The organism is Mesorhizobium sp. M0910 (genome assembly GCF_040319465.1).
Classification (GTDB): Bacteria; Pseudomonadota; Alphaproteobacteria; order Rhizobiales; family Rhizobiaceae; genus Mesorhizobium.
Genome location: NZ_JAMYNZ010000013.1, coordinates 108,618 through 129,316, shown reverse-complemented (window position 1 = coordinate 129,316; position 20,699 = coordinate 108,618). Strand labels below are relative to the sequence as shown.

Here is a 20,699-nt window from a genome sequence, read left to right as displayed (position 1 = left end):
GTTCCAATTCTGGCCGCAGGGTGGACAAACAAAGGCAAAGCTGTGACTGGATCGTCACTGTTGCGTCGAGGCAACATGTCCGGCCGTCAAACCCCGGAGATCAGACCATCGAGGGACGGCAGGATCAGGGCCGGTGGGAAATCCCGGTATTCCTCTGGTTGATTGGCGCGGTTGATCCACACCGTCCTGAAGCCGAATTTGGTGGCGCCGGCGACGTCCCAGCGGTTGGATGACTGGAAAGAGACGGCGCCCGGATAGAGGCGCCAGCCCGTGGTGACCATGTCGTAGACCGACGGATCGGTCTTGAAGCGCCTGACGCTGTCGACGGAAAAGACGTCGTCCAGGACCTGGTCGAGCGCGGCGGATTTGACCGCCGCTTCCAGCATCTCAGGCGAACCGTTTGACAGGATCGCCAGCCTTGCCCCCGATGCCTTGAGCGCCTTGAGCACGGCCGGTACCTCCGGATAGCAGTCCAGCCGCCAATAGGCCTCGAGCAGCTTCGCCCTCAGCCCGGCATCCGCGGATGGAACCTTGCGCAGGGCGAAGTCGAGGGCCTGCTCGGTGAGCTGCCAGAAATCGGCATAGGCCCCCATCAGCGTCCTGACCCAGGAATATTCCAGCTGCTTGGCGCGCCAGATATCGGACAGCAACTGGCCGTCCGGCCCGATCTGGTCGGCGTGACGGCGCACGGCCGCATGCACGTCGAACAGCGTGCCATAGGCGTCGAAAACGTAAGCCGCGAACTGCATTCGACAGTTTTGAGGCCGCGTAAGGCAAGGCGCAAGCGCTGATTGCAGTCCGCCAGCCCGCTGGCCTCAACAAATCTCAGCCAAGCCGGTTGACGGCGGCCGCCAAAGCATCTTCCAATGCGCCGCAACAAGCATCGAACGGAACCTGGCAATGACACTGGCGACTGCGGCGCAATCCGCGACATGGACCTTCGTCGACGGCGACTGGTACGAGGGCAATGTTGCCATTCTAGGGCCGCGCAGCCACGCCATGTGGCTCGGCACCAGCGTGTTCGACGGCGCCCGCTGGTTCGAGGGCGTCGCTCCCGATCTCGATCGCCATGCAGCGCGGGTAAATGCCTCGGCGATCGCGCTCGGCCTGAAGCCGACGATGAGCACCGACAAGATCGTCGGACTGACCTGGGACGGGCTGAAGAAGTTCGACGGCAAGACGGCAGTCTACATCAGGCCGATGTATTGGGCCGAGCATGGCGGCTATATGGGCGTGCCGGCCGACCCGGCCTCGACGCGTTTCTGCCTTTGCCTCTACGAATCGCCGATGATCTCGCCGGCTGGGTTTTCGGTGACGGTGTCGCCGTTCCGGCGCCCGACCATCGAAACCATGCCGACCAACGCCAAGGCTGGCTGCCTTTATCCCAACAACGGCCGGGCCATCCTCGAAGCCAAGATGCGCGGCTTCGACAATGCGCTCGTGCTCGACATGCTGGGCAATGTCGCCGAGACCGGCACCTCGAATATTTTTCTGGTCAAGGACGGCCATGTCCTGACACCGGCGCCGAACGGCACCTTCCTGTCCGGCATTACCCGCGCGCGCACGATGGCCCTGCTGGGCGAATACGGCTTCACGACGACGGAAAAGACGCTGTCGATCCGCGATTTTCTCGAGGCGGACGAAATCTTCTCGACCGGAAACCACTCGAAAGTCGTGCCGGTCACCCGTATCGAGGAGCGCAATCTGCAGCCCGGACCAGTGGCCAAGAAGGCGCGCGAACTCTATTGGGAATGGGCGCATTCGACTTCGCCCGGCTGACCCGCTAAAAAGCGGCCGGCGCTTCGTTTCCGGAGTTGTTCCAGACCAATCCAGTCCTATGTTAGTCCGGTATCGACACCGGATTTTTCCACGAGGGAGTACGACAGATGGCTTTTGAATTGCCCGCCTTGCCCTATGATTACGAGGCCTTGCAGCCTTATATGTCAAAGGAAACGCTGGAATATCACCACGACAAGCACCATAAGGCCTATGTCGACAACGGCAACAAGCTGGCCGCCGAGGCGGGCATGGGCGATTTGTCGGTCGAAGAGGCCGTCAAACAGTCCTTCGGCAAGAATGCGGGCCTCTTCAACAATGCCGCCCAGCACTACAATCACATCCATTTCTGGAAATGGATGAAGAAGGGCGGCGGTGGCAACAAGCTGCCGGGCGCATTGCAAAAGGCGGTCGACAGCGATCTTGGTGGCTACGACAAGTTCAAGGCCGACTTCATCGCCGCCGGCACCACACAGTTCGGTTCGGGCTGGGCCTGGGTCTCGGTCAAGGACGGCAAGCTGGCGATCTCGAAGACGCCGAATGGCGAGAACCCGCTCGTCCATGGCGCGACGCCGATCCTCGGCGTCGATGTTTGGGAACATTCCTATTACATCGATTATCGCAACGCCCGGCCGAAATACCTCGAAGCCTTCGTCGACAGTCTCATCAACTGGGACTATGTGCTCGAACTCTACGAAAAGGCCTGATCCGTTCCAGAAAAGCCCCGGCAGAACCGGGGCTTTTCTTTTTCAACATCAGAAACGACAGCTGCAAAAATTTCACGCAAGCGTGAGGCGAAGCGCCGGAATTTTTAAGCCATCCTTGCCGTTTGTCATCGGGTGGGACCGCATCCTGAATTGCCTTCAACATGGAGCCAAGTGAATGAGAAAGCTTATCCTCGCCATCTCGATGCTCGCCTTCGCCGGTTCGGCGGCGTTTGCCGACCCGGTTGCTGACCGGCAGGCCCTGATGAAGGAACGTGGCAAGATCGCCGCCGGCTTGTCGAAAGTGGTCAAGGGCGAGACGCCCTACGACGCAGCTTCGGTGCTGACCGCGTTGCAGGCACTGCAGGCCAATGCCGAGAAATTCCATGCCGGCGTCGACACGCTTTTCCCGGCGGGCAGCGACACCGGCGACACCACGGCGTCTCCCAAGATCTGGCAGGACATGGCCGGCTTCAAGACGGCTGAAGGCAAGTACCTCGCAGACGTCAAGGCAGCGGTCGCCGCAGCACCTGCGGATGCCGAGGCGTTGAAGGCACAGTTCAACATCATCGGCGGCGGCTGCGGCAACTGTCATCAAAACTACAGGGTGAAAAAAGGCTGATGGCGGGCAATGCGCTTGCTGAAGAAACTTGCCGGCGCCGCCCTCGTTCTGGGCGGCGCGGCCGCGATTGCCGGCTGGTTCCTGTCGGCTCCGGTCAGGCTCGATGCCGCAACGCTGGCTGAGCTTGGTCCCGGCGACGCCGCCAGGGGCAAGCGCATCTTCTACGCCGGCGGCTGCACGTCCTGTCATGCCAAGCCCGGCTCGCAAGGCGACGCCCGCCTTCAGCTGGTCGGCGGCCTCGAGCTCAAGACGCCGTTCGGCACCTTCGTGCCGCCGAACATATCGCAGGATGCCAGGGACGGCATCGGCGCCTGGTCCGTCGAGGACTTTGCCAACGCCATGCTGAAGGGCGTATCACCGTCGGCCGAGCATCTTTATCCGGCATTTCCCTATACTTCATACGCGCGCATGAAGCCGGCCGACATTGCCGATCTCTATGCATTCCTCAAGACCTTGCCCGCGGTCGCCGGCAAGGCGCCCGCCAATTCGCTGGCATTTCCCTTCAATGTCCGACGCGGTCTTGGCTTGTGGAAGCTGCTCTATTTGAGTGACCAGCCGGTCGTTTCCTTTCCCGACGGCACGCCCGACCCGGTGCTGGCCGGCCGCTATCTGGTGGAAGGCCCCGGTCATTGCGGCGAATGCCACACGCCGCGGGACCTCGCCGGCGGCACCAGGAAGGGCCAGTGGCTGGCAGGTGCGGCCGCCGCCGAAGGCAGCGGTATCGTGCCGAACATCACGTCGGGCGAGGGCGGCATTGCCGATTGGTCCGAAGCTGACATCGCCAACTATCTCGAAACCGGCTTCACGCCGGATTTCGATACGGTCGGCGGCGCAATGGTCGACGTGCAGCGGAACATGGCCGTGCTGACCCCGGAGGACCGCGCGGCAATCGCTGCCTATCTGAAAGCCGTGCCGCCGCATCCCAACGGCTATCCGGCTCGCAAGAAGCCGGCGAGCTGACGGCCGTTGCGTCAGCGGTCGCCGAGAAAGTCGAAGCCGGTTTCGAAGAAGTGATTGTAGTCGCAGGTCATTTCCTCGCCAGGCGCAATGTCGCGCAAGGCATAAGTCTCCTCCGGCTGCGAGACGTCGCAATTCGGGTCGTCGGCATGGTTCATGTAGCGCGCATCGTCGGCTTCGAAGACGATGTAGTTCGGGTCGCACCGGTCCGGGTAGGCGTAGCGGTCAAGGTAGGTTTTCACCGGCCCGGTTTCCCGCTCGTAGGTCGTCACCTCGATGCGGCGGTCGTATTTCGGGTCGAGCTTCCAGACCAGCGTGCCGCGGGGAATGTGGTTCTTGGCAAAGACGCCGATGCCCTGGATGGGCGATTTGTCGAGATAGACATCGACGAGCAACATGGCAGATCCCTGGGTGATTGAGTGTTGGCGGCGAGTGAAAAGGCCGCGCATTGGGTAGCGCGCGACCTTTGCAATTGCGAGCGGAAAATCAACTGTGCCTGCCCAGTATCCGAAGCCTCGTACGGCGTCGCATGTCGAGACCCTAGCGCTGTTGCAGCGCCAGCCGGATGCCCAAGGCGCAATAGATGCCGCCGACAGCCTTGCCCTGCCATCTCAGCACCGTCGGGTTTCGGCGCAGGAAAGCGCCGAGGCCGCCCGCACCCACGGCGAAAACCACCGTGCTGACGAGGCCCAACAGAACAAAGATCACGCCCAATGTCGCCAGTTGAAGCATCACCGATCCGTTTTCAGGCCGCACAAACTGCGGAAGAAATGCAAGGAAGAAAAGTGCGGTCTTGGGGTTGAGAATCTCGGTCAAAACAGCCTGCCGAAATGCTTTGGCAGCGGGGATCGCAAGTGCGCCGGCGGCCGGATAGGCAGGCGTTTTCTCGATGATCGCGCGAACGCCGAGATAAATGAGGTAGGCTGCGCCGATGTACTTCACTATGCTGAAAAGCGCCCCCGACGTGGCAATGATCGCCGAAATGCCGACGATCGCCATGAAGGTGTGAACCACGTCGCCGGCCGCGATCCCCGCGCCGGTCGCGATGCCCACCCTGGTTCCAGAGCTGGTTGCTCGCGCCACGGTCAAAAGGGTGGCAGGACCCGGGATGAAAACAAAGCCAAGCACAACCGCGACATACGCAATCAATGTGGCAAGATCGATCATTGGTGGGCTTCTCCGCAACTTCCATCCTCAATGAAGGCATGTAGCGGAACAGCAAGCAATACCTGCCTATCCGCGGTGTTCACGCGGCAAGCTCGGCCTTCCCTGTCACCTTGAGCGCAAAGGCATAGGTGAAGGCGATTTCCTCCAGCCTCGAAAACCGGCCAGAGGCGCCGGCATGGCCTGAATCCATGTTGATCTTGAACAGCACCGGATTCTCACCTGTCTTGCGGTCGCGCAACCGCGCTACCCATTTGGCCGGCTCCCAATAAGTGACGCGCGGGTCGGTCAGGCCGGCCAGCGCCAGAATCGGCGGATAGTCGAGTGCGGCGACATTGTCGTAGGGTGAATAGGCGGCGATGGTCCGGTAATCCTCCGCCGAAGCGATCGGATTGCCCCATTCCGGCCATTCCGGCGGCGTCAGCGGCAGGCTGGCGTCGAGCATGGTGGAGAGCACGTCGACGAAGGGAACTTCGGCGATGATGGCGCCGAAACATTGCGGCGCCATGTTGGCGACCGCCCCCATCAGCATGCCGCCGGCCGAACCGCCTTGCGCGACGATGCGGTCATGCTGCGTATAGCGTTCGGCGACGAGGTGCTGAGCGACCGCGATGAAGTCGGTGAACGTGTTCATCTTGTTCGCCCGCTTGCCGTCGTCGTACCAGCCATAGCCCTTGTCCTTGCCGCCGCGAACATGGGCTATCGCGTAGACAAAGCCGCGGTCGACCAGCGAAAACAGATTGGTATTGAACGCGGCCGGCACGGTGATGCCGTAGGAGCCGTAGCCGTAAAGCAGGCACGGCGCCGACCCGTCGAGCGGCGTGTCGCGGTGATGGAGGAGCGAGATCGGCACCAGTTCGCCGTCGGCGGCAGGCGCCATCAGCCGGCGCGTGACGTAGTGCTCCGGGTCGTGGCCGGACGGCACTTCCTGGGTCTTGAGCAGCACTCGCTCGCGGGTGCGCATGTTGTAATCGAAGACCTGCGCCGGGGTCGTCATCGACGAATAGGAAAAGCGCATGATCTCGGTGTCGTATTCGTAGGAGCCGGACAGGCCGAGCGAGAAGGCTTCCTCGTCGAAGGAGATCAGGTGCTCCTCGCCGCTCTTGCGGTCGTGTACGACGATGCGCGGCAGGCCTTCCTTGCGCTCGAGCCGGACCATGTGGTCCTTGAAGCCGATCACCGAAAGGATCAGCCGGCCCGCTTCGTGCGGCACCAGTTCCTGCCAGTTGGCGCGCACCGGATCATGCGCCGGCGCCGTCATGATCTTGAAGTCCTTGGCACCGTCGGCATTGGTGAGGATGAAGAAGATGTCGCCGCCTTCCTCGAGCTCGTACTGCAGGCCGGTCTGGCGCGCTGCAACCAGCTTCGGCTCTGCGAACGGATCGTTGGCGCTCATGATTCGGTATTCCGAGGTCTCATGGTCGTTGATGCCGATCATGATCCACTCGTTGGAGCGCGTGCCGCCGACATCCATGAAGAAGCCGGGATCAGTTTCCTCGTAGATCAGCCGGTCGTTTTCAGGACTGTCACCAAGCGCATGGAACAGCACTTTGGAAGGCCGGTGGTTGGGGTCGAGGCGAGTGTAGAAAAACCCGTCATTGCCGGCATCCCAAACACCGCCACCGCCGGTGTCCGGAACCCTATCCGCCAGGTCGTTGCCGCCGGCGAGATCGCGGACGCGCAGCGTGTAGAATTCGGAACCCTTGTCGTCGAAGGCCCAGAGCAGCTTGCTGTGGTCGTCCGAATGATCGACGCCGCCCAGCCGGAAATAGGGTTTACCCTCGGCCTCGGCATCGCCGTCGAGCAATATCTGCTTGTCGCCGCCGTCGCGCGCCGTGCGGAAATAACGCGGCTGCTGGCCGCCAAGCTTGAAGGAGGAGCCGTAGGCATAGGGCCCATCCTTCATAGGCACAGAGGAATCATCTTCCTTGATACGCCCCTTCATTTCCGCGAAAAGCTGCTTCTGCAGCTGAGCCGTATCGGCCATCAGCGCCGCCTGGTAAGCATTCTCGGCTTCGAGGTGGGCGCGGATTTGGCCGTCGAGCAGAGACGGATCCCTGAACATCTCTTGCCAATTGGTGGCCCTCAGCCAAGCATAGTCGTCCGTCCGCGTAATGCCGTGATGCGTGTCGAAGATCGGCCGTTTCTCCGGCTGCGGTGGGGTGGCGGTCGGAAACACTGGGGTTCTGGTCATTGCGTCTCGCTGTGGAAGTTACTTGAATAGCGAATGAACACGCCGATCAGCGCGGGTTCAGCGGCTATGATCTATTGTCGTGGTGGCTCGAGGGGACGGGCTGGAGGAGAGGACAATGAACATTTTTTCTCGGACTGTCGCGGCCCTCGCCGTCGCTGCGACGACCCTGGCCAATGCCGGTCATTCTCATGCAACTGCCTTTGCGGCTTGGCAAGTGGCCAATGTGCCGTTCGGCGACACACTCAATGTGCGCAAATATCCTTCGGGAACTTCGCAGAAGCAGGCCGCTATCCCAACGGGACGGTTCTGCAGATGACCGGCAAATGCACCGGTGGGATAAATCTGCTGAATCTCGCCAACCATTCGTACTGGCAGCAGAAACAGAAGATCCGCAATCACTGGTGCCAAGTCTGGCATGATCCGGCACAGAACGGCCAGTTCGTCACCGGCTGGGTCTACGGAAAATACATCACCCCGTTTCAGTGACGCGGCACGCCGCTCCCGGCCGACGGCTCACGAGCAACAGTAATGTTTCGCAACCTATGATTTTACTGAATCCGCCGATTGGCCAGGCTGTAATGCTGCCGGCTGGATCAAGCATTGAGGTCTATTTACCTGCTGCAGTCTGTGTAATGGCTGCTTGCCGCCGCGTCAGTCGATGCTGGTCTGACCAGAAAAAACGGCAAGTTTACACTCTGCACGAAAGAGTGAAGCTGAATATGAAAGATTTGACTTGCATCGCTGAATAGAGCGCAAGAAGCGAATTGACTTACTTGACGCCAAGGCCCATTAAGGTGCCGCGACGCGAATCGCGGAGGCTTTTTCCTGCACAAGTTCGCGCGATGCCCAACTATCGAAACGGGCGCAAACAGAAACAATTCTCGTTGGGGCCTGAATGCCATGGATATTACCGAAACACCTTCCAGAAACAGTGACGCGCTGATCGAGCTTACCGCCGACGTGGTGGCCGCCTATGTCAGCAACAATCCCGTGCCGGTCGGCGAATTGCCGAACCTCATTGCCGATGTCCATGCCGCTTTGGGGCGCGTCGGCGGGGCCGCCGAGCAGCCGCCTGCCGACAAGCAGAAGCCGGCGGTAAATCCGAAGCGTTCGGTGCATGACGACTACATCATCTGTCTCGAAGACGGCAAGAAGTTCAAGTCGCTCAAGCGTCACTTGATGACCCACTATGATCTCACGCCCGACCAGTATCGCGAAAAGTGGAACCTGGACCCGAGCTATCCGATGGTTGCGCCCAATTATGCGGCCGCCCGTTCGCAGCTCGCCAAGAAGATGGGTCTCGGCCGCAAGCGCAAGGGACGCTGATAACCGGCTCTTCGGGTTTGACACTCAAACGGCGCCTGCGGGCGCCGTTTTGTATTATGGGGTCAAAGGTCGAACCCCCCATGCTGCCGGCAACTGCCGTCCGGTCAGGCGGTCTGCTTCAACGCTGCTTCGGCGTCGCGCTTGATGCGCTTGACCATCGAGCGAAGACCATTGGCGCGCTGCGGCGACAGGTGCTCGTCAAGTCCGAGCGCCTTCAATGTGGCCTCCGCGTCGGTCCTCTGGATTTCGCTGGCCGGCCGTCCCGAAAACAGCGCCAGCATGATGGCGACCAGACCGCGCACGATATGGGCGTCGGAATCGCCCTTGAAGGTAATAACGGGGTCGGCACCACCGCCCTGTTCGGTGGTCAACCAGACCTGGCTGACGCAGCCGGGGACCTTGTTGGCCGGTATGCGTTGCTCGTCGGGAAACGGCGGCAGCGCTTCACCCAGTTCAATCACATAGCGATAGCGGTCTTCCCACTCGTCGAGCAGGGAAAAGTCGTCGCGGATGGTCTGGATCGTCGTAGTCATCACCCCGGATATAGTCATCCGGCGCTGCCACGTCACGGAAAAAGAGGAGAAACGCCGCAGGCGCCGAGCGTGGGGAGCCTTGCGGTCTGGCGATGAATTCGGCCGAAACAGTGTCAGTTCTTCGCCGGCAAGTGCAGTTTCGCCGGCAGATCGACTTTCGCCGGCAAGACGATTTCCTCGGGCACGCTGCCGGTGGTCGTCACCGTATCTGGTTCAGGGGTTTTGTCGTCCAGCATGGCGGCCGCGATCTTGGCGGTTTCCCTGGCCCGGGCGGTGATGGTGTGCATTGCCGATTTGCCGGTCTCGCACACGTCCGGCTTGCGCTCGCAGATGCCGGCGATGTCGCCGACGGCTTCGCGCGCCGCAAACAGCGCCTGGAGCGGCCCGACGCTTTCGCGGCCCGCATCATCGGCGCCGACACCCAGCGGCAGCGCCAGAAGCACCAGCGAAAACCAGAAAGCAGCTCTTATCAGAAAGCCCATCTGTCTGTCCTTTATGACGGTCATGCCTCCGAACCGCACGACCCTTGTACCGCGATACTGGCACGGAGGCGCAAAGGACGACTTGTCCCGAAAGCAACAGTTTTCCTCAAATTTTAGGCAGATTCGAAACAAAGCGTTTTGAAGTTCATTTGCCTCGAATGGTTCATATTTCATTCAGCAAATGGTAACCATCCAACCTATTGTTTCTCCTCGTTATTTTTTGCATTGGTGACAGTTTGATGCGATCGCCCGCCAACCCAGGCGCGGGTGGTCCGGATAACGCTCCGTTTACTATGGCGGCAATTGCCCCGGTTTTTTCCCCGCCGGTATCCCGATATTTGCAGCCTGCCGGGGACGATCGGCCCAGCCTTATCCATTCCTTAAACGCTGGATGCGAGTTTCGGATCGACAAAAGCCGCCTGCAAAGCAGAGCCGTTCACGACCGGGTGCGTTGAGTTGAGTGCGATCAAGGCCAGATACGCCGAGTTGCCAGGCGCGATAGCCGCCGGTTGCGAACGGATGGTTCATCCGTCCGTCCTCGGCCAGGACGACCGCCGCCGTGAGAGCCGGTTCATTGGCGTCATGCTGGCGGCTCCCTTCTTCAGCGCGGGTGCAGCGGTGACGCTGGTCACGTCGGGCATGGGCGCGGCCGTGACTGTGGCTGCGATCTTTGCGGCGTTCGGCCTTTGCTGGTTCGCCGCCCTGCTGGTGGCTGCATCGGGCAAGATGACCCTGGCCGGCCAACTCGCCTTGGTCGTCGGCAGTGTTGCCCTGGGTGCCCTTATCGCTGCCGCCGGCGGTGTGGCCTCGCCGGTTGCCTTGCTCGCGGTGGCGCTGCCGTTTGAAGCCTGGTGGATCGGCCAGTCGCGGCGTGCCGTGATCTGGGGCGCCATCTCGGCCCTTGTCGCAGTCTTGCTGCAGCCTTTAGCCGGTTCCGTCTTGCCGCTCGGCCAGACCGAAATCGCCGCATGGCACTGGCTGGTGCCGTTGGCCTGGGCGCTCACGCTCATTCCGCGTGTCGCTTCACTTCGTGCCACCGCCAGCGCTCAGCTCGATCCGGCCGGCAGCCACCGGCTCGAAGACCTGATCGACGCCGTCGTGCTGCGAATCGCTGCCCATGGCGAGGTTCTGGACGCCTCGGCTAAGGCACGCACGATGCTGAGGCTGCCACCGGAGCTGCTTTTCGGCACCGGACTTTTCGATCGCATCCATCTGTCCGACCGCGTCCCATATCTCAGTGCGCTGGCCGATATGCGCGAGGGCGCCCTGTCGCGCCGGCTCGATCTTCGCGTCCGGCTGCCGCAGAACAGCGGCGTGACGGCCGACAACTACCAGCCGTTTTCGCTCGAGATGATGCGCGCACCGGGGCAGGAGACTGTCTTCACGCTTGTTCTGCGCGAGAACGATGAACTGGCCGGACTGCGCCAGGAGCTTGCCGCTGCCAACGAGGCGGCTGCTTCGGCCGAGGTGGCGAAAGGACGCTTCCTTGCCGTCGTCAGCCATGAGTTGCGCACCCCGCTCAATGCCATCATTGGCTTTTCCGACATGCTGCTGCACGAGATGTTCGGCAGCTTCAAGGATCCGCGCCAGAAGGAATATGTCGGGCTGGTCAGGGATTCGGGCCAGCACCTGCTTGCCGTCGTCACCTCGATACTCGACGTATCGCGGATCGAATCGGGCGCCTACGCGACCGAACCGGAACCGTTCCGCTTTCGCGAAGCGGTCGAGATGTGCCAGTCGATGATGCGCCTGCAAGCCGAGGCAAAGGCCATCGATCTGCAGGCCCAGATCGCGCCGGATGCAGGCGAAATAAATGCCGACCGTCGCGCCGTGCAGCAGATCCTGATCAATCTCGTCTCTAACGCGATCAAGTTCACGCCCGAAGGCGGCAATGTCGTCATCGGCGCCAAGCGGATCGGCTCGCGGCTGCATTTCTGGGTCCGGGACACCGGTATCGGCATCGCCGAGGAAGATTTCGCCAATCTCGGCAAGCCGTTCATGCAGATCCAGAACGACTATACCCGTCGTTTCGAAGGCACAGGGCTCGGGCTTTCGCTGGTGAAGGGGCTGGTGGCGCTGCACGAGGGCACAATGTCGATCGAAAGCATGCCGGGCGAGGGCACCACGGTGACGATCAGCCTTCCCGTGAGCGGCCCGACGGGCCGCTCGGCGGAGAAGACCGGCGTGGTGCCGATGTCCGCGGTCAAAGCCAAGGCGGACGGTGGCAAAGGGGAGAGCAATGGGTCGCTCCGCAAAACAGCCTAAGGCGGTCAAACGCCGCGGCAATGCCTTCGAGCACGGAGCGATGGCGCTGGGCAGCCTGATCTCGCGCAATCCTGTTGTGGTCGGCGGCTCCACCGCGTTCCTGGTGACGCTGTTCTACGTCTCGGCGAACGCGCTTTGGTACCAGCCCTTTCCGCATGCCGGAGCGTTTTTCGCTACCAGAAGCATCGAACGCTTTCCGCGGGCGGATAGCGATGAGCCCGAAACCACCATCAATATCGTGCGTCCGGCCGCTACGCCGATCAAGAGCGACCCGGTCGTCGAGCAGGTCCAGGGCATCTTGAAGGATCTCGATTTCTATTCCGGCACCATCGACGGTATTCCCGGACCGAATACGCGCAAGGCCATCCAGGCCTATCAGCAGAAAGTCGGATTGAATGCCTCCGGCGAGATCGACGGCGTCCTGCTGGATCAACTGGGCGCCACGCCAAAGACCGCGGCCGTGGTTCCGCATCCCGTGCCGCGGCCGGTCGAAACGGCCGCTGCTCCGGCCGCCATTCCGGTATCCGCACCAGCAAACGCAGCGGCGCAAACGCCGGATCCCCGCATCGTCAAGATCCAGGCCGGACTGAAAGCGTTCGGCAATGAGGACATGCAATTGGATGGCGTCGTAGGCGCGCGCACCAAGGCCGCGATCAAGGAATTCCAGGCGCTGTTCGGCTTGCCGGAGACCGGCGAGCCAGACGAGATCGTCTACGTCAAGATGCGCGAGATCGGCCTGACCAACTGAGGGCCGAAACCTAGTCTCCCGGCCTATTTAAGCCATTGCTCCGGGTCACGCATTCCATGGACTATCGCCACGGCTAACACGCCGTAGGGCATGGGCTCGTAAATCACGATGTAGCGCCCCTCGACCAGAATGCGGGCGGTGGCGCTCAATTCCGGTCGAGCTGCGCCCATTTTGGCGTGCTCGCAAGCCAATTCTAGCCTGTCGAAAATGCGTCCGATCAGCTTGTCAGCCGCCTTCTCGTTATCGACGGCAATGTGATGCCAAATATCTCGCAAATCCTGAGAAGCTCGCGGGGTGAGCCGGTATTCAGCCACGGACTGCGCGTTCGGCCTTCAGAGCGCGTAAGAAAGCCGTACGATTTACGTGTTGACCTTCGCCACTTGCCATCCCTTCGTCATAGGCCCTTTTGAGGCGTTCCAGTTCAAGAGTGCGGAATTCCTCGCGCTGCTCCCATAGACGTAGTGCTTCCCTGACGATTTCACTGTTGGAAGCATAGTCTCCGCTGTTCACGGCGTCTTGTAGACGGGCGGCCTGCTTGGGGGTAAGCGACACAGTAAGAGTGCGCATGGGCTGGGCTTTCATACCGGGCACTATAGCATTTTTCACAGAGGCCAACAAGTTTTGTTAGACTTTGTTGGTAAATCGTCGCATTCCGGGACTTGCTTTGATGGCCAACCGTTGCTCGCGAATAAGTGAGAATCTCGACACCACAAACCCGAAATCGTACAGGGTCCCGCCATGCGGGTAACCACCGATCTGTGGGTGTCGGCCCTGTTGCGCCGGGTTTTTAGCGCCGGCGGCTTTGCCGCCGTGGTCAAGCGCGGCGCCACGGAAGCCGGCGCAGTTTTCGTGTTGGCGCGTGGCCGGCTAGGAGAGATGGCGCTGTTCGGGCCGGCGCCGCAGACGAGCTACGATTCGGCCAGGCCGGACGACCGTTTTTTCAGTCTGCTTGGCGAAGGCGACGATGCCGCCATTTTCGACGCGCAGCTGGAGCGCGAGAAGAAATTCGATCCGGATATCTGGGTGATCGAGATCGAGGCGGGCGTCGTTCCCGTCGAGGAGCTTATCTCGGTCAAGGCGTCGTAACGGCAAGCCTTCAGATGCGAAGCGCCTTTGGGGTGGCGGTTACATCGGCGTTGTTCGGCTTGCGCAGGTCGGCATTTGCCGCGACGCGCCCGGGCTTGCGAACGATTTTCGACACGGTGTCGGCCTTCCAGCCGCGGAGCCTGTCCAACGCAGCGTCGCGGTGCAGCAGGCGGTAGCGGTCGAGGAAGATGCGGATCGCCTGCGGGTGCGGAAACTCGGTCGGATAGATGGCAGCCGTGATCAGGAACGCCTTGTCTTCGCTGAGGTCGAGCGCGCGCAAGGCGAAAAGTAGCGGTGTGTAATTTTGGCTCGCGGTGAGCGTCCGCGCCGTTGAAAAATCGACTTCGAGCGCATCGGCGAGCGCTGTCTGAAAGAATGCCGCATTGCCGGTCAGCGCGGTTTCGCGCAGCTTGACGTAGGTTTGTGGCTCGACGAACGGTCTGATGGCGGTGCCGCGCTCGGAGCGCATCATGGATCGCAACCGGCGGCGTACGGTTTCGGCGGCGTCGGCCGCCTCTTGTCTGTTTGCGTCGCTCGCGACCATTTCCGCGTTTTCGGACGGGGCAATGGCAGTTGCTTCCGGCTGCTGCTGCGACCGCACCAGCGTCGGCCTTTCAAGCACTTTGGTGAGATCGGCGATGGTTTGGTTGAGATCCTTGCGGCGGGCAATGGCACGGGCATGCGGCAGGCCGTGACGCCCGATCAGCGCGATCAGGTCGATGTCGCTGAGGGCACGCGAGCGGATGAGTAGCGGAGCGGCGATGTCGACCCGCTCCTGGCAAAGCCGCCGCACCAGCGCGGCGGGTGCATATTCGCATTCGGAAAGGGCCGCTGCGACGTAGCGGCGCGATTCGACCGAGACATTCTCGAAAAGCGGCAGCGTCAGGTCTTCGAGCTGCGCGATCTCCCGGCGCGAAGGGCGGGTGAGCGAACAGAATGCCGATACCGCGGCGCGAAACAGCCTTTCGGCCTTTCCCGATTCAGCTCCTGCTGCGATTTGCCCGAAATCCGAAGCTGACACGAAGGATACGCCTGACACTCGACACGATCTGGAGGGCGCTCTGCCGGGCTGTACCGGTTTCGCGTTTCCCAAGAACAAAGATCAATTTAGCGGCGATCCGTTAGCGCTCCGTTAACCTACTGCCTTCTTAATCGACTATGGAGGCGTTGCGTTGTGCTCCGGGGCAACCGAGAGGAATACGCGAACCATGGGCATGGTACTGTCTTTCGTGCCGCGAACGGCGGCAACCAATCGAGCACAACAAGCCGCGCCGGCGGCAGTGATCATATTTCCCGGGGTGCGCTACGAGCAGCGGCCGCTGACGGCCGAAACGCGGCCGACCGGCCCCGACAAGCCGGGACCGTCGGGAACATTGCCGGTACCGCACCACTGAGCATCGGAACCGGCCTAAAAATCCTGCAGTTCGCAGGAACTCTGTTCGAGAAAGCGCGAGACAATCGGCTTCCAGCTGTCGTCGGGCACGAACGAACGGATGACGAACACGCCTTCCTCTATCGGCGCCTCGACGAAGATGGCCCCTTGCAGTTCCTCGGGAAGATCCTTGCGGACCTCGATCATCTGGGCCGGCGTCAGCACAACGGTGTCGAGCACGCCTGCGGTCGCGCTGTGGTCGTTGAACGAGTAGATGTTGTGGCCGCCGCGGTCATAGACCGATATCGACCAGAATGGCACCTTGCCCGGCGCCTTGACCCGCACCATCCCCTCGGCAAGGTCGAAGCGGCAAGCCGCCGCATAAAACAGCGGATCGACCGATTTCACCACCGGCGCGCCGCCGGCTTCCGCGTCGAGCCTGGTCATCTTGTAGAGATCCGAAGCCATGGCCAATCGCGACCAGGCGTCGCGTTCGGAGAACTCGGGGACGAGCAGCAGCACGACGATGTGCACGATGCCGGCGCCGAGCAGGCCGAGCAGCACGGCATGCAGCAGGCTACGCATTGCAGCCGACCTTCTGGATCTGCGGCAGCGTGACGTCCGACAGACCGGTGCTGCTGGCGATCGGTGTGTCGTAGAACGTGAGCACCAAGTACATCTTGCCGGCGCCGCTGGTCAGTAGCCAGTTGCCAGGTGCAGGGCGGCTGCCGACGGAAATGACCACCGAATTGTCGGCCTGGCGCAGCACTTGATAGGACTGCAGCGCAGCCGGCCTCGGCGTGCCGGTCTCGACCACGCCAAGCGACTGGTCGGCGGCATAAAGCGTCCAGAACCGAGCGGTGGGAAAACCGCCCGCAATCTTGTAGGCGCATTGCCGCTTGAGCTGTTCGCCGCCGGAATCGCGTTCGGCTATGAAGGACAGCCCTTCCGCCTGTCCAAGCGCCAGCACGCCTTCGCGAGCCACCCGGGCTTTGGAATAAGGATCCGCCGTCGGCGTGCCGATATCCGGGAAGGCGGTCCATTGCCCGATCCTGATGGCGCCGACGCCATCCTGCAGCTTCAGCGCGTACCAGACGCTGGCGCCACCGCCACCGATGGCGATGGCAAGCGAAAGCAGCGTCAGGAAGGCGTTCTTGAGCATGACGAGCCGGGAGAACCGAAGGCCGGGGACAGAGAGATTGCCGCCCGGGGATATCTCGGCGCAGGGGCTTATGGCAAGCGGCCCCGCGGAATTGGCCGTCACAGCGCCGACAGGGTCTCCGGTGCAGCGGGCGCGTCGAGCACGGGTGCCGCCTGGAAAAGCCTGGTGAGTTCTTTCAGGGTCCGGGTGGTCCGGCTGGACAGCACCGGCGGACGCTCGGCGGCGGCGTCGGCTGCTGCCTGTTCGGCGTTCTTCTTTTCCGCTTCCTCGGCCTTGGCGGCGATTTCGGTATCGACGAAAGGATGATCGATACCGGGGATCGGTTTCAGGTCGATATTCTGGTGCGCATAGAGCATCAGCCGCTGCCACACCATTGCCGGCAGCGTGCCGCCGGTCATCTTGTTGGTCGCGGTGAAGTCGTCGTTGCCGAGCCAGACGGCGGCTGTGTAGTTGCCGGTAAAGCCGACGAACCAGGCATCGCGGTAGGACTGCGTCGTGCCGGTCTTGCCGGCGACAACGATGTTTGGAAGGGCCGCGCGCCGGGCCGTGCCGATCACCGGCACCGCCGCCAGCATGGTGTTCATGTATTTGAGCGCCTGCTCCGACAGCACCCGGTGCGGCGGCGGCGCGTCCTTGGCGAAGTCGTAGACCACCTCGCCGGTACGGTTGAAGAGTTGGCTTATGCCGTGCCGGGTTCCGGCAAAGCCGTTCTGGGCGAACACGCTGTAGCCCGTCGCCTGGTCCATCACAGTCATGCCCGATGTACCGAGCACCATGGTCTTGTGCGATTCCAGCGGCGACTCGACGCCCATGGCTTCGGCCATCGCCTTGATCGGCTTGATGCCGAGATAATCCTTGGCCAGCCGCACCGGCACGGTGTTGATCGATTTGGCCATCGCCGTGATCAGCGTCACCTTGCCGGCCGACCCGCCATTGTAATTGTGGGGCGACCAGCTGCCCCAGGAGATGGGTCCGCCGGACACCACCGAATCCGGCGTGAAGCCATGCTCCATCGCCGTCGCATAGACATAGGGCTTGAACGAGGAGCCGGTCTGGCGAAGTGCCTTGGTGGCGCGGTTGAACTGGCTGGCGCCGTAGTCGCGGCCGCCGACGATCGCCCGGACGGCGCCGTTGGTCTCGATGACGACGATGGCGCCCTCGGTGACGTTGTATTCCTTGCCGAACTGGCGGAGGTGGAACTCCATCGATTCTTCGGCCGCCTTCTGGATGTTGGCGTCGAAAGTGGTGTGGGCGACAAGCGAGTGCGGGCCGCCTTTGGCGGCGATCTTCTTGACCTCGTCGAAGGCCCAGTCGAGGTAATAATCGGGGCTCTTCTGCTCGCCGCGGTCGACGATTTCGGCCGGGTGTAATCTTGCCTGCAGCACCTGGCCTTCGGTCATGAAGCCGGAATCGACCAGATTGGACAGTACCACATTGGCCCGCGCACGGGCGGCGGGCAGGTTTATGTGCGGCGCGTATTTGGTCGGCGCCTTGAACAGGCCGGCCAGCATCGCCGCCTCGGCAAGGTTCAGGTCCTTGACGCTCTTGCCGAAATAGAAATCGGCTGCTGCCTCGATGCCGAAAGTGCCGCCGCCCATGTAGGCGCGGTCGAGGTAAAGCTGCAGGATTTCCTTCTTCGACAGATTGGCTTCGAGCCACAGCGACAGGAAGGCTTCCTTGATCTTGCGCTCGAAGGTCCGTTCGTTGGTCAGGAACAGGTTCTTGGCCAGCTGCTGGGTGATGCTCGAGCCGCCCTGGACGACGGAATTGGCCCGCACATTCTCGAATATCGCCCGCGACAGGCCGAGCACATCGATGCCGTAATGGTCGAAGAAACGGCGGTCCTCGGTGGCCAGCACCGCCTTGATGACATGGTCGGGCATCTCGTCGACCGGCACCGAATCGCGCTGGATGATGCCCCGCTGGCCGATCTCGTTGCCGTAGCGGTCTAGGAAGGTGACGGCGAAGTCGCCTTGCGTGCGCCAGTCGCCGGCGGTTATCTGGAAGGCCGGCAAGGCCAGCGCCAAAAGGACGACGATGCCGCCGGCACCGAGCGTAAAGCCTTCACTCAACAGTTCGATCAGGCCGCGGCGCCAGCCGCCGACGCGGAAACGCCGCGAGAAGATGGTGGCCGCCTCCCAGAACTGGCGCGCCCTGAAGCCGATTTCGTAGGCAGAGGAATCGATCCACGCATCCACCGCCAGCAGCCTTGCGGCGATCGGACCTCTTCTCTTGCGTGGTTCCAAAGGACTGGCCATTCCAGGATCCGGCTGCGGGGACGCCGCCAACTGAGAAACCGCATGCCGGCAATTTCACGGCGGCGCGCCTTTCAAGACTATTCGTCCATTTTGGTGCTGCCTACAAGGGCGATGAAGGTTCCGCGCTTGCGTGGGTGCTGAGGATCGGCAGCGTCACATGGGACGCTTGTCCGCGATCTTTTTCGGGTCGCGGCCTATCATACCGGCGTTGGCTTTCCTGTGCTTGTCGGCAAGCCTGCGAATGCGATCGAAGCGGCTTTCCTCGGCCACTTCGATTTTCGCCGCTGCATTTGGCTTCGGGACGAATGCGATCATTGATCGATCTCCTTGCCGATGGTGCGCGCCGGGGATACCCGGCGGCTGTCTTTCAGGCTTGTTTCCGGCAGTGGCTGGTCAATAGCCCATGCCGCCGGGCGAAGCAGCGGCTTCCTTCGCCGGAACGTCGGTGATCATGGCTTCCGCCGTGATCAGAAGCGCCGCAATGGAGCCCGCGTCCTGCAGCGCCGTCCGTACCACCTTCGCCGGGTCGACGATGCCGGCCTTGATCATGTCGACATAGACCTCGTTCTGGGCATCGAAGCCCTGATTGTGATCCTTGCCGTCGGCGAGCTTGCCGACGACGATCGAACCTTCGACGCCGGAATTCTCGGCGATCTGCCGGATCGGCGCTTCGAGCGCTCTCGACACGATCGAAATGCCCGCCGTCACATCGGCATTGGCTCCGGTCATCCCGTTCAGCACAGCCTTGGCGCGCAGCAACGCGACACCGCCGCCCGGAACGATGCCTTCTTCAACGGCCGCGCGCGTGGCGTTCAGCGCATCGTCGATGCGGTCCTTCTTTTCCTTGACCTCGGATTCGGTGGCGCCGCCGACGCGGATGACGGCAACGCCGCCCGCCAGCTTGGCGAGACGTTCCTGCAGCTTCTCCTTGTCATAGTCGGACGTGGTTTCCTCGATCTGCGCCTTGATCTGCTGGACGCGCGCCTGGATGGTGGTCTTCTCGCCGGCGCCGTCGATGATCGTGGTGGTGTCCTTCTCGATCAGCACGCGCTTGGCGCGGCCGAGCATGTCTATGGTAATGTTCTCCAGCTTGATGCCGAGATCCTCGGAAATCATCTGTCCGGCGGTGAGCACGGCGATGTCTTCCAGCATCGCCTTGCGGCGGTCACCGAAGCCAGGCGCCTTGACGGCCGCTACCTTGAGGCCGCCGCGCAGCTTGTTGACGACCAGCGTTGCCAGCGCTTCGCCCTCGACGTCCTCGGAGATGACCAACAGCGGCCTCCCGCTTTGCACCACGGCTTCGAGGATGGGCAGCAGGGCCTGCAGATTTCCGAGCTTCTTTTCGTGGATGAGGACGTAAGGGTCTTCCAGCTCGGCGCGCATCTTCTCGGCATTGGTGACGAAATAGGGCGAGAGATAGCCGCGGTCGAACTGCATGCCTTCGACGACGTCTAGCTCGGTTTCGGCGGTCTTGGCCTCCTCGACGGTAATGACGCCGTCATTGCCGACCTTGTCCATCGCCTTGGCGATCATGGCGCCGACACTGGTGTCGCCATTGGCGGCAATGGTGCCGACCTGCGCGATCTCGCCTGAGGACTTGACCTTCTTGGCTCGGGCCTGGATTTCCTTTACGACGGCGCTGATGGCAAGGTCGATGCCGCGCTTGAGGTCCATCGGGTTCATGCCGGCGGCAACGAATTTGGCGCCCTCGCGCAGGATGGAAGCGGCAAGCACCGTGGCGGTGGTGGTGCCGTCGCCGGCGAGGTCGTTGGTTTTCGAGGCCACTTCGCGCACCATCTGTGCGCCCATGTTTTCGAACTTGTCGGAAAGCTCGATTTCCTTTGCCACGGCCACCCCGTCCTTGGTGATGCGCGGCGCGCCGTAGGCCTTGTCGATGATGACGTTGCGGCCTTTGGGGCCGAGCGTCACCTTGACGGCGTTGTTGAGGATTTCGACGCCGCGCAGCATGCGGTCACGCGCGTCGGTGGAGAATCTGATTTCCTTGGCAGACATGATCTTTTCCAGTTCGGTTGTCGTGGCAAGGCGCTTG

25 protein-coding genes are annotated in these 20,699 nt (G+C 62.0%); 11 read left to right on the top strand and 14 right to left on the bottom strand.

Annotated features, from left to right (window positions below; genetic code table 11):
* Nucleotides 1-86 precede the first annotated feature (86 nt).
* Nucleotides 87-749 (bottom strand): haloacid dehalogenase type II, encoded by a 663-nt coding sequence (locus NKH78_RS26915; RefSeq protein ID WP_352690040.1) that lies wholly within the window; start codon nucleotides 747-749, stop codon nucleotides 87-89.
* Nucleotides 750-900: 151 nt separating this feature from the next.
* On the opposite strand from NKH78_RS26915, the gene NKH78_RS26910 reads away from it, so the two are divergent.
* The 4 genes from NKH78_RS26910 to NKH78_RS26895 all read left to right on the top strand — a co-directional run bounded on the left by NKH78_RS26910 (nucleotide 901) and on the right by NKH78_RS26895 (nucleotide 4,062).
* Nucleotides 901-1,779: a branched-chain amino acid aminotransferase gene (locus tag NKH78_RS26910; RefSeq protein ID WP_352479513.1), complete on the top strand. Its 879-nt coding sequence runs from the start codon at nucleotides 901-903 to the stop codon at nucleotides 1,777-1,779.
* Nucleotides 1,780-1,886: 107 nt separating this feature from the next.
* Nucleotides 1,887-2,483 (top strand): superoxide dismutase, encoded by a 597-nt coding sequence (locus tag NKH78_RS26905; protein ID WP_023677850.1) that lies wholly within the window; start codon nucleotides 1,887-1,889, stop codon nucleotides 2,481-2,483.
* 175 nt (nucleotides 2,484-2,658) lie between these two features.
* On the top strand, nucleotides 2,659-3,102 hold the full coding sequence (locus NKH78_RS26900) for a c-type cytochrome (RefSeq protein WP_352740856.1): 444 nt from the start codon (nucleotides 2,659-2,661) through the stop codon (nucleotides 3,100-3,102).
* A 9-nt stretch (nucleotides 3,103-3,111) separates the two neighbouring features.
* Nucleotides 3,112-4,062, top strand: a complete 951-nt coding sequence (locus NKH78_RS26895; protein WP_352647200.1) for a cytochrome c — start codon at nucleotides 3,112-3,114, stop codon at nucleotides 4,060-4,062.
* A gap of 11 nt (nucleotides 4,063-4,073) precedes the next feature.
* Here NKH78_RS26895 and NKH78_RS26890 read toward each other — a convergent pair whose 3' ends face one another.
* The 3 genes from NKH78_RS26890 to NKH78_RS26880 form a co-directional block, all read right to left on the bottom strand.
* Nucleotides 4,074-4,457, bottom strand: a complete 384-nt coding sequence (locus NKH78_RS26890) for an SET domain-containing protein (protein WP_254819935.1) — start codon at nucleotides 4,455-4,457, stop codon at nucleotides 4,074-4,076.
* A gap of 142 nt (nucleotides 4,458-4,599) precedes the next feature.
* Complete coding sequence (locus NKH78_RS26885; RefSeq protein ID WP_352738202.1) at nucleotides 4,600-5,226, bottom strand: LysE family translocator; 627 nt, start codon at nucleotides 5,224-5,226, stop codon at nucleotides 4,600-4,602.
* A gap of 79 nt (nucleotides 5,227-5,305) precedes the next feature.
* The gene (locus NKH78_RS26880; RefSeq protein WP_352738200.1) at nucleotides 5,306-7,417 is read right to left on the bottom strand and encodes a S9 family peptidase; all 2,112 of its coding nucleotides are present in this window, start codon (nucleotides 7,415-7,417) and stop codon (nucleotides 5,306-5,308) included.
* Between the two features lie 115 nt (nucleotides 7,418-7,532).
* Here NKH78_RS26880 and NKH78_RS26875 point away from each other — a divergent pair, with 115 nt between their 5' ends.
* From NKH78_RS26875 to NKH78_RS26865, 3 genes are all read left to right on the top strand, one after another.
* Nucleotides 7,533-7,733, top strand: a complete 201-nt coding sequence (locus NKH78_RS26875) for a hypothetical protein (protein ID WP_352884761.1) — start codon at nucleotides 7,533-7,535, stop codon at nucleotides 7,731-7,733.
* Nucleotides 7,730-7,903 (top strand): hypothetical protein, encoded by a 174-nt coding sequence (locus NKH78_RS26870; RefSeq protein WP_352884759.1) that lies wholly within the window; start codon nucleotides 7,730-7,732, stop codon nucleotides 7,901-7,903. Before NKH78_RS26875 ends, NKH78_RS26870 begins: the two co-directional genes overlap by 4 nt.
* A 414-nt stretch (nucleotides 7,904-8,317) precedes the next feature.
* Complete coding sequence (locus NKH78_RS26865; RefSeq protein WP_023677844.1) at nucleotides 8,318-8,743, top strand: Ros/MucR family transcriptional regulator; 426 nt, start codon at nucleotides 8,318-8,320, stop codon at nucleotides 8,741-8,743.
* 104 nt (nucleotides 8,744-8,847) lie between these two features.
* Here the strand turns inward: NKH78_RS26865 and NKH78_RS26860 are convergent, their stop codons facing one another.
* On the bottom strand, nucleotides 8,848-9,276 hold the full coding sequence (locus tag NKH78_RS26860) for a SufE family protein (protein ID WP_352471107.1): 429 nt from the start codon (nucleotides 9,274-9,276) through the stop codon (nucleotides 8,848-8,850).
* A 113-nt stretch (nucleotides 9,277-9,389) separates the two neighbouring features.
* Nucleotides 9,390-9,758: a DUF5330 domain-containing protein gene (locus tag NKH78_RS26855; RefSeq protein WP_352738215.1), complete on the bottom strand. Its 369-nt coding sequence runs from the start codon at nucleotides 9,756-9,758 to the stop codon at nucleotides 9,390-9,392.
* A 519-nt stretch (nucleotides 9,759-10,277) separates the two neighbouring features.
* Here NKH78_RS26855 and NKH78_RS26850 point away from each other — a divergent pair.
* Nucleotides 10,278-12,023: an ATP-binding protein gene (locus NKH78_RS26850; protein WP_352778081.1), complete on the top strand. Its 1,746-nt coding sequence runs from the start codon at nucleotides 10,278-10,280 to the stop codon at nucleotides 12,021-12,023.
* Entirely contained in the window at nucleotides 11,998-12,771 is a 774-nt protein-coding gene (locus NKH78_RS26845; RefSeq protein WP_254819938.1) for a peptidoglycan-binding domain-containing protein, read from the top strand. The genes NKH78_RS26850 and NKH78_RS26845 overlap by 26 nt, the downstream gene beginning before the upstream one ends.
* A gap of 23 nt (nucleotides 12,772-12,794) precedes the next feature.
* On the opposite strand, the gene NKH78_RS26840 is transcribed toward NKH78_RS26845, so the two are convergent.
* Nucleotides 12,795-13,085, bottom strand: a complete 291-nt coding sequence (locus tag NKH78_RS26840) for a type II toxin-antitoxin system RelE/ParE family toxin (protein WP_254819939.1) — start codon at nucleotides 13,083-13,085, stop codon at nucleotides 12,795-12,797.
* Entirely contained in the window at nucleotides 13,078-13,338 is a 261-nt protein-coding gene (locus tag NKH78_RS26835) for a type II toxin-antitoxin system ParD family antitoxin (protein ID WP_254819940.1), read from the bottom strand. The genes NKH78_RS26840 and NKH78_RS26835 overlap by 8 nt, the downstream gene beginning before the upstream one ends.
* Before the next feature lie 171 nt (nucleotides 13,339-13,509).
* Here NKH78_RS26835 and NKH78_RS26830 point away from each other — a divergent pair, with 171 nt between their 5' ends.
* A complete protein-coding gene (locus NKH78_RS26830) occupies nucleotides 13,510-13,857 on the top strand; it encodes a DUF1491 family protein (RefSeq protein WP_254819941.1) in 348 nt (115 codons plus the stop codon).
* Nucleotides 13,858-13,867: 10 nt separating this feature from the next.
* Here the strand turns inward: NKH78_RS26830 and NKH78_RS26825 are convergent, their stop codons facing one another.
* Nucleotides 13,868-14,878 (bottom strand): hypothetical protein, encoded by a 1,011-nt coding sequence (locus NKH78_RS26825; RefSeq protein ID WP_352778067.1) that lies wholly within the window; start codon nucleotides 14,876-14,878, stop codon nucleotides 13,868-13,870.
* Between the two features lie 187 nt (nucleotides 14,879-15,065).
* Between NKH78_RS26825 and NKH78_RS26820 the strand changes: the two genes are divergently transcribed.
* Nucleotides 15,066-15,251 carry a hypothetical protein gene (locus NKH78_RS26820; protein ID WP_254819943.1) on the top strand — a complete coding sequence of 62 codons (186 nt, stop codon included), beginning with the start codon at nucleotides 15,066-15,068 and terminating at the stop codon, nucleotides 15,249-15,251.
* Between the two features lie 14 nt (nucleotides 15,252-15,265).
* Here the strand turns inward: NKH78_RS26820 and NKH78_RS26815 are convergent, their stop codons facing one another.
* The 5 genes from NKH78_RS26815 to groL form a co-directional block, all read right to left on the bottom strand.
* Nucleotides 15,266-15,814, bottom strand: coding sequence for a DUF1254 domain-containing protein (locus NKH78_RS26815; protein WP_254819944.1), 549 nt, complete (start codon nucleotides 15,812-15,814; stop codon nucleotides 15,266-15,268).
* Entirely contained in the window at nucleotides 15,807-16,391 is a 585-nt protein-coding gene (locus tag NKH78_RS26810) for a DUF1214 domain-containing protein (RefSeq protein ID WP_352706148.1), read from the bottom strand. The genes NKH78_RS26815 and NKH78_RS26810 overlap by 8 nt, the downstream gene beginning before the upstream one ends.
* Before the next feature lie 98 nt (nucleotides 16,392-16,489).
* The gene (locus NKH78_RS26805; protein WP_352738197.1) at nucleotides 16,490-18,649 is read right to left on the bottom strand and encodes a transglycosylase domain-containing protein; all 2,160 of its coding nucleotides are present in this window, start codon (nucleotides 18,647-18,649) and stop codon (nucleotides 16,490-16,492) included.
* Between the two features lie 153 nt (nucleotides 18,650-18,802).
* A complete protein-coding gene (locus tag NKH78_RS26800) occupies nucleotides 18,803-18,964 on the bottom strand; it encodes a hypothetical protein (RefSeq protein ID WP_352479526.1) in 162 nt (53 codons plus the stop codon).
* A 78-nt stretch (nucleotides 18,965-19,042) separates the two neighbouring features.
* Entirely contained in the window at nucleotides 19,043-20,662 is a 1,620-nt protein-coding gene (groL, locus tag NKH78_RS26795) for a chaperonin GroEL (RefSeq protein WP_352738196.1), read from the bottom strand.
* Nucleotides 20,663-20,699: the final 37 nt, after the last annotated feature.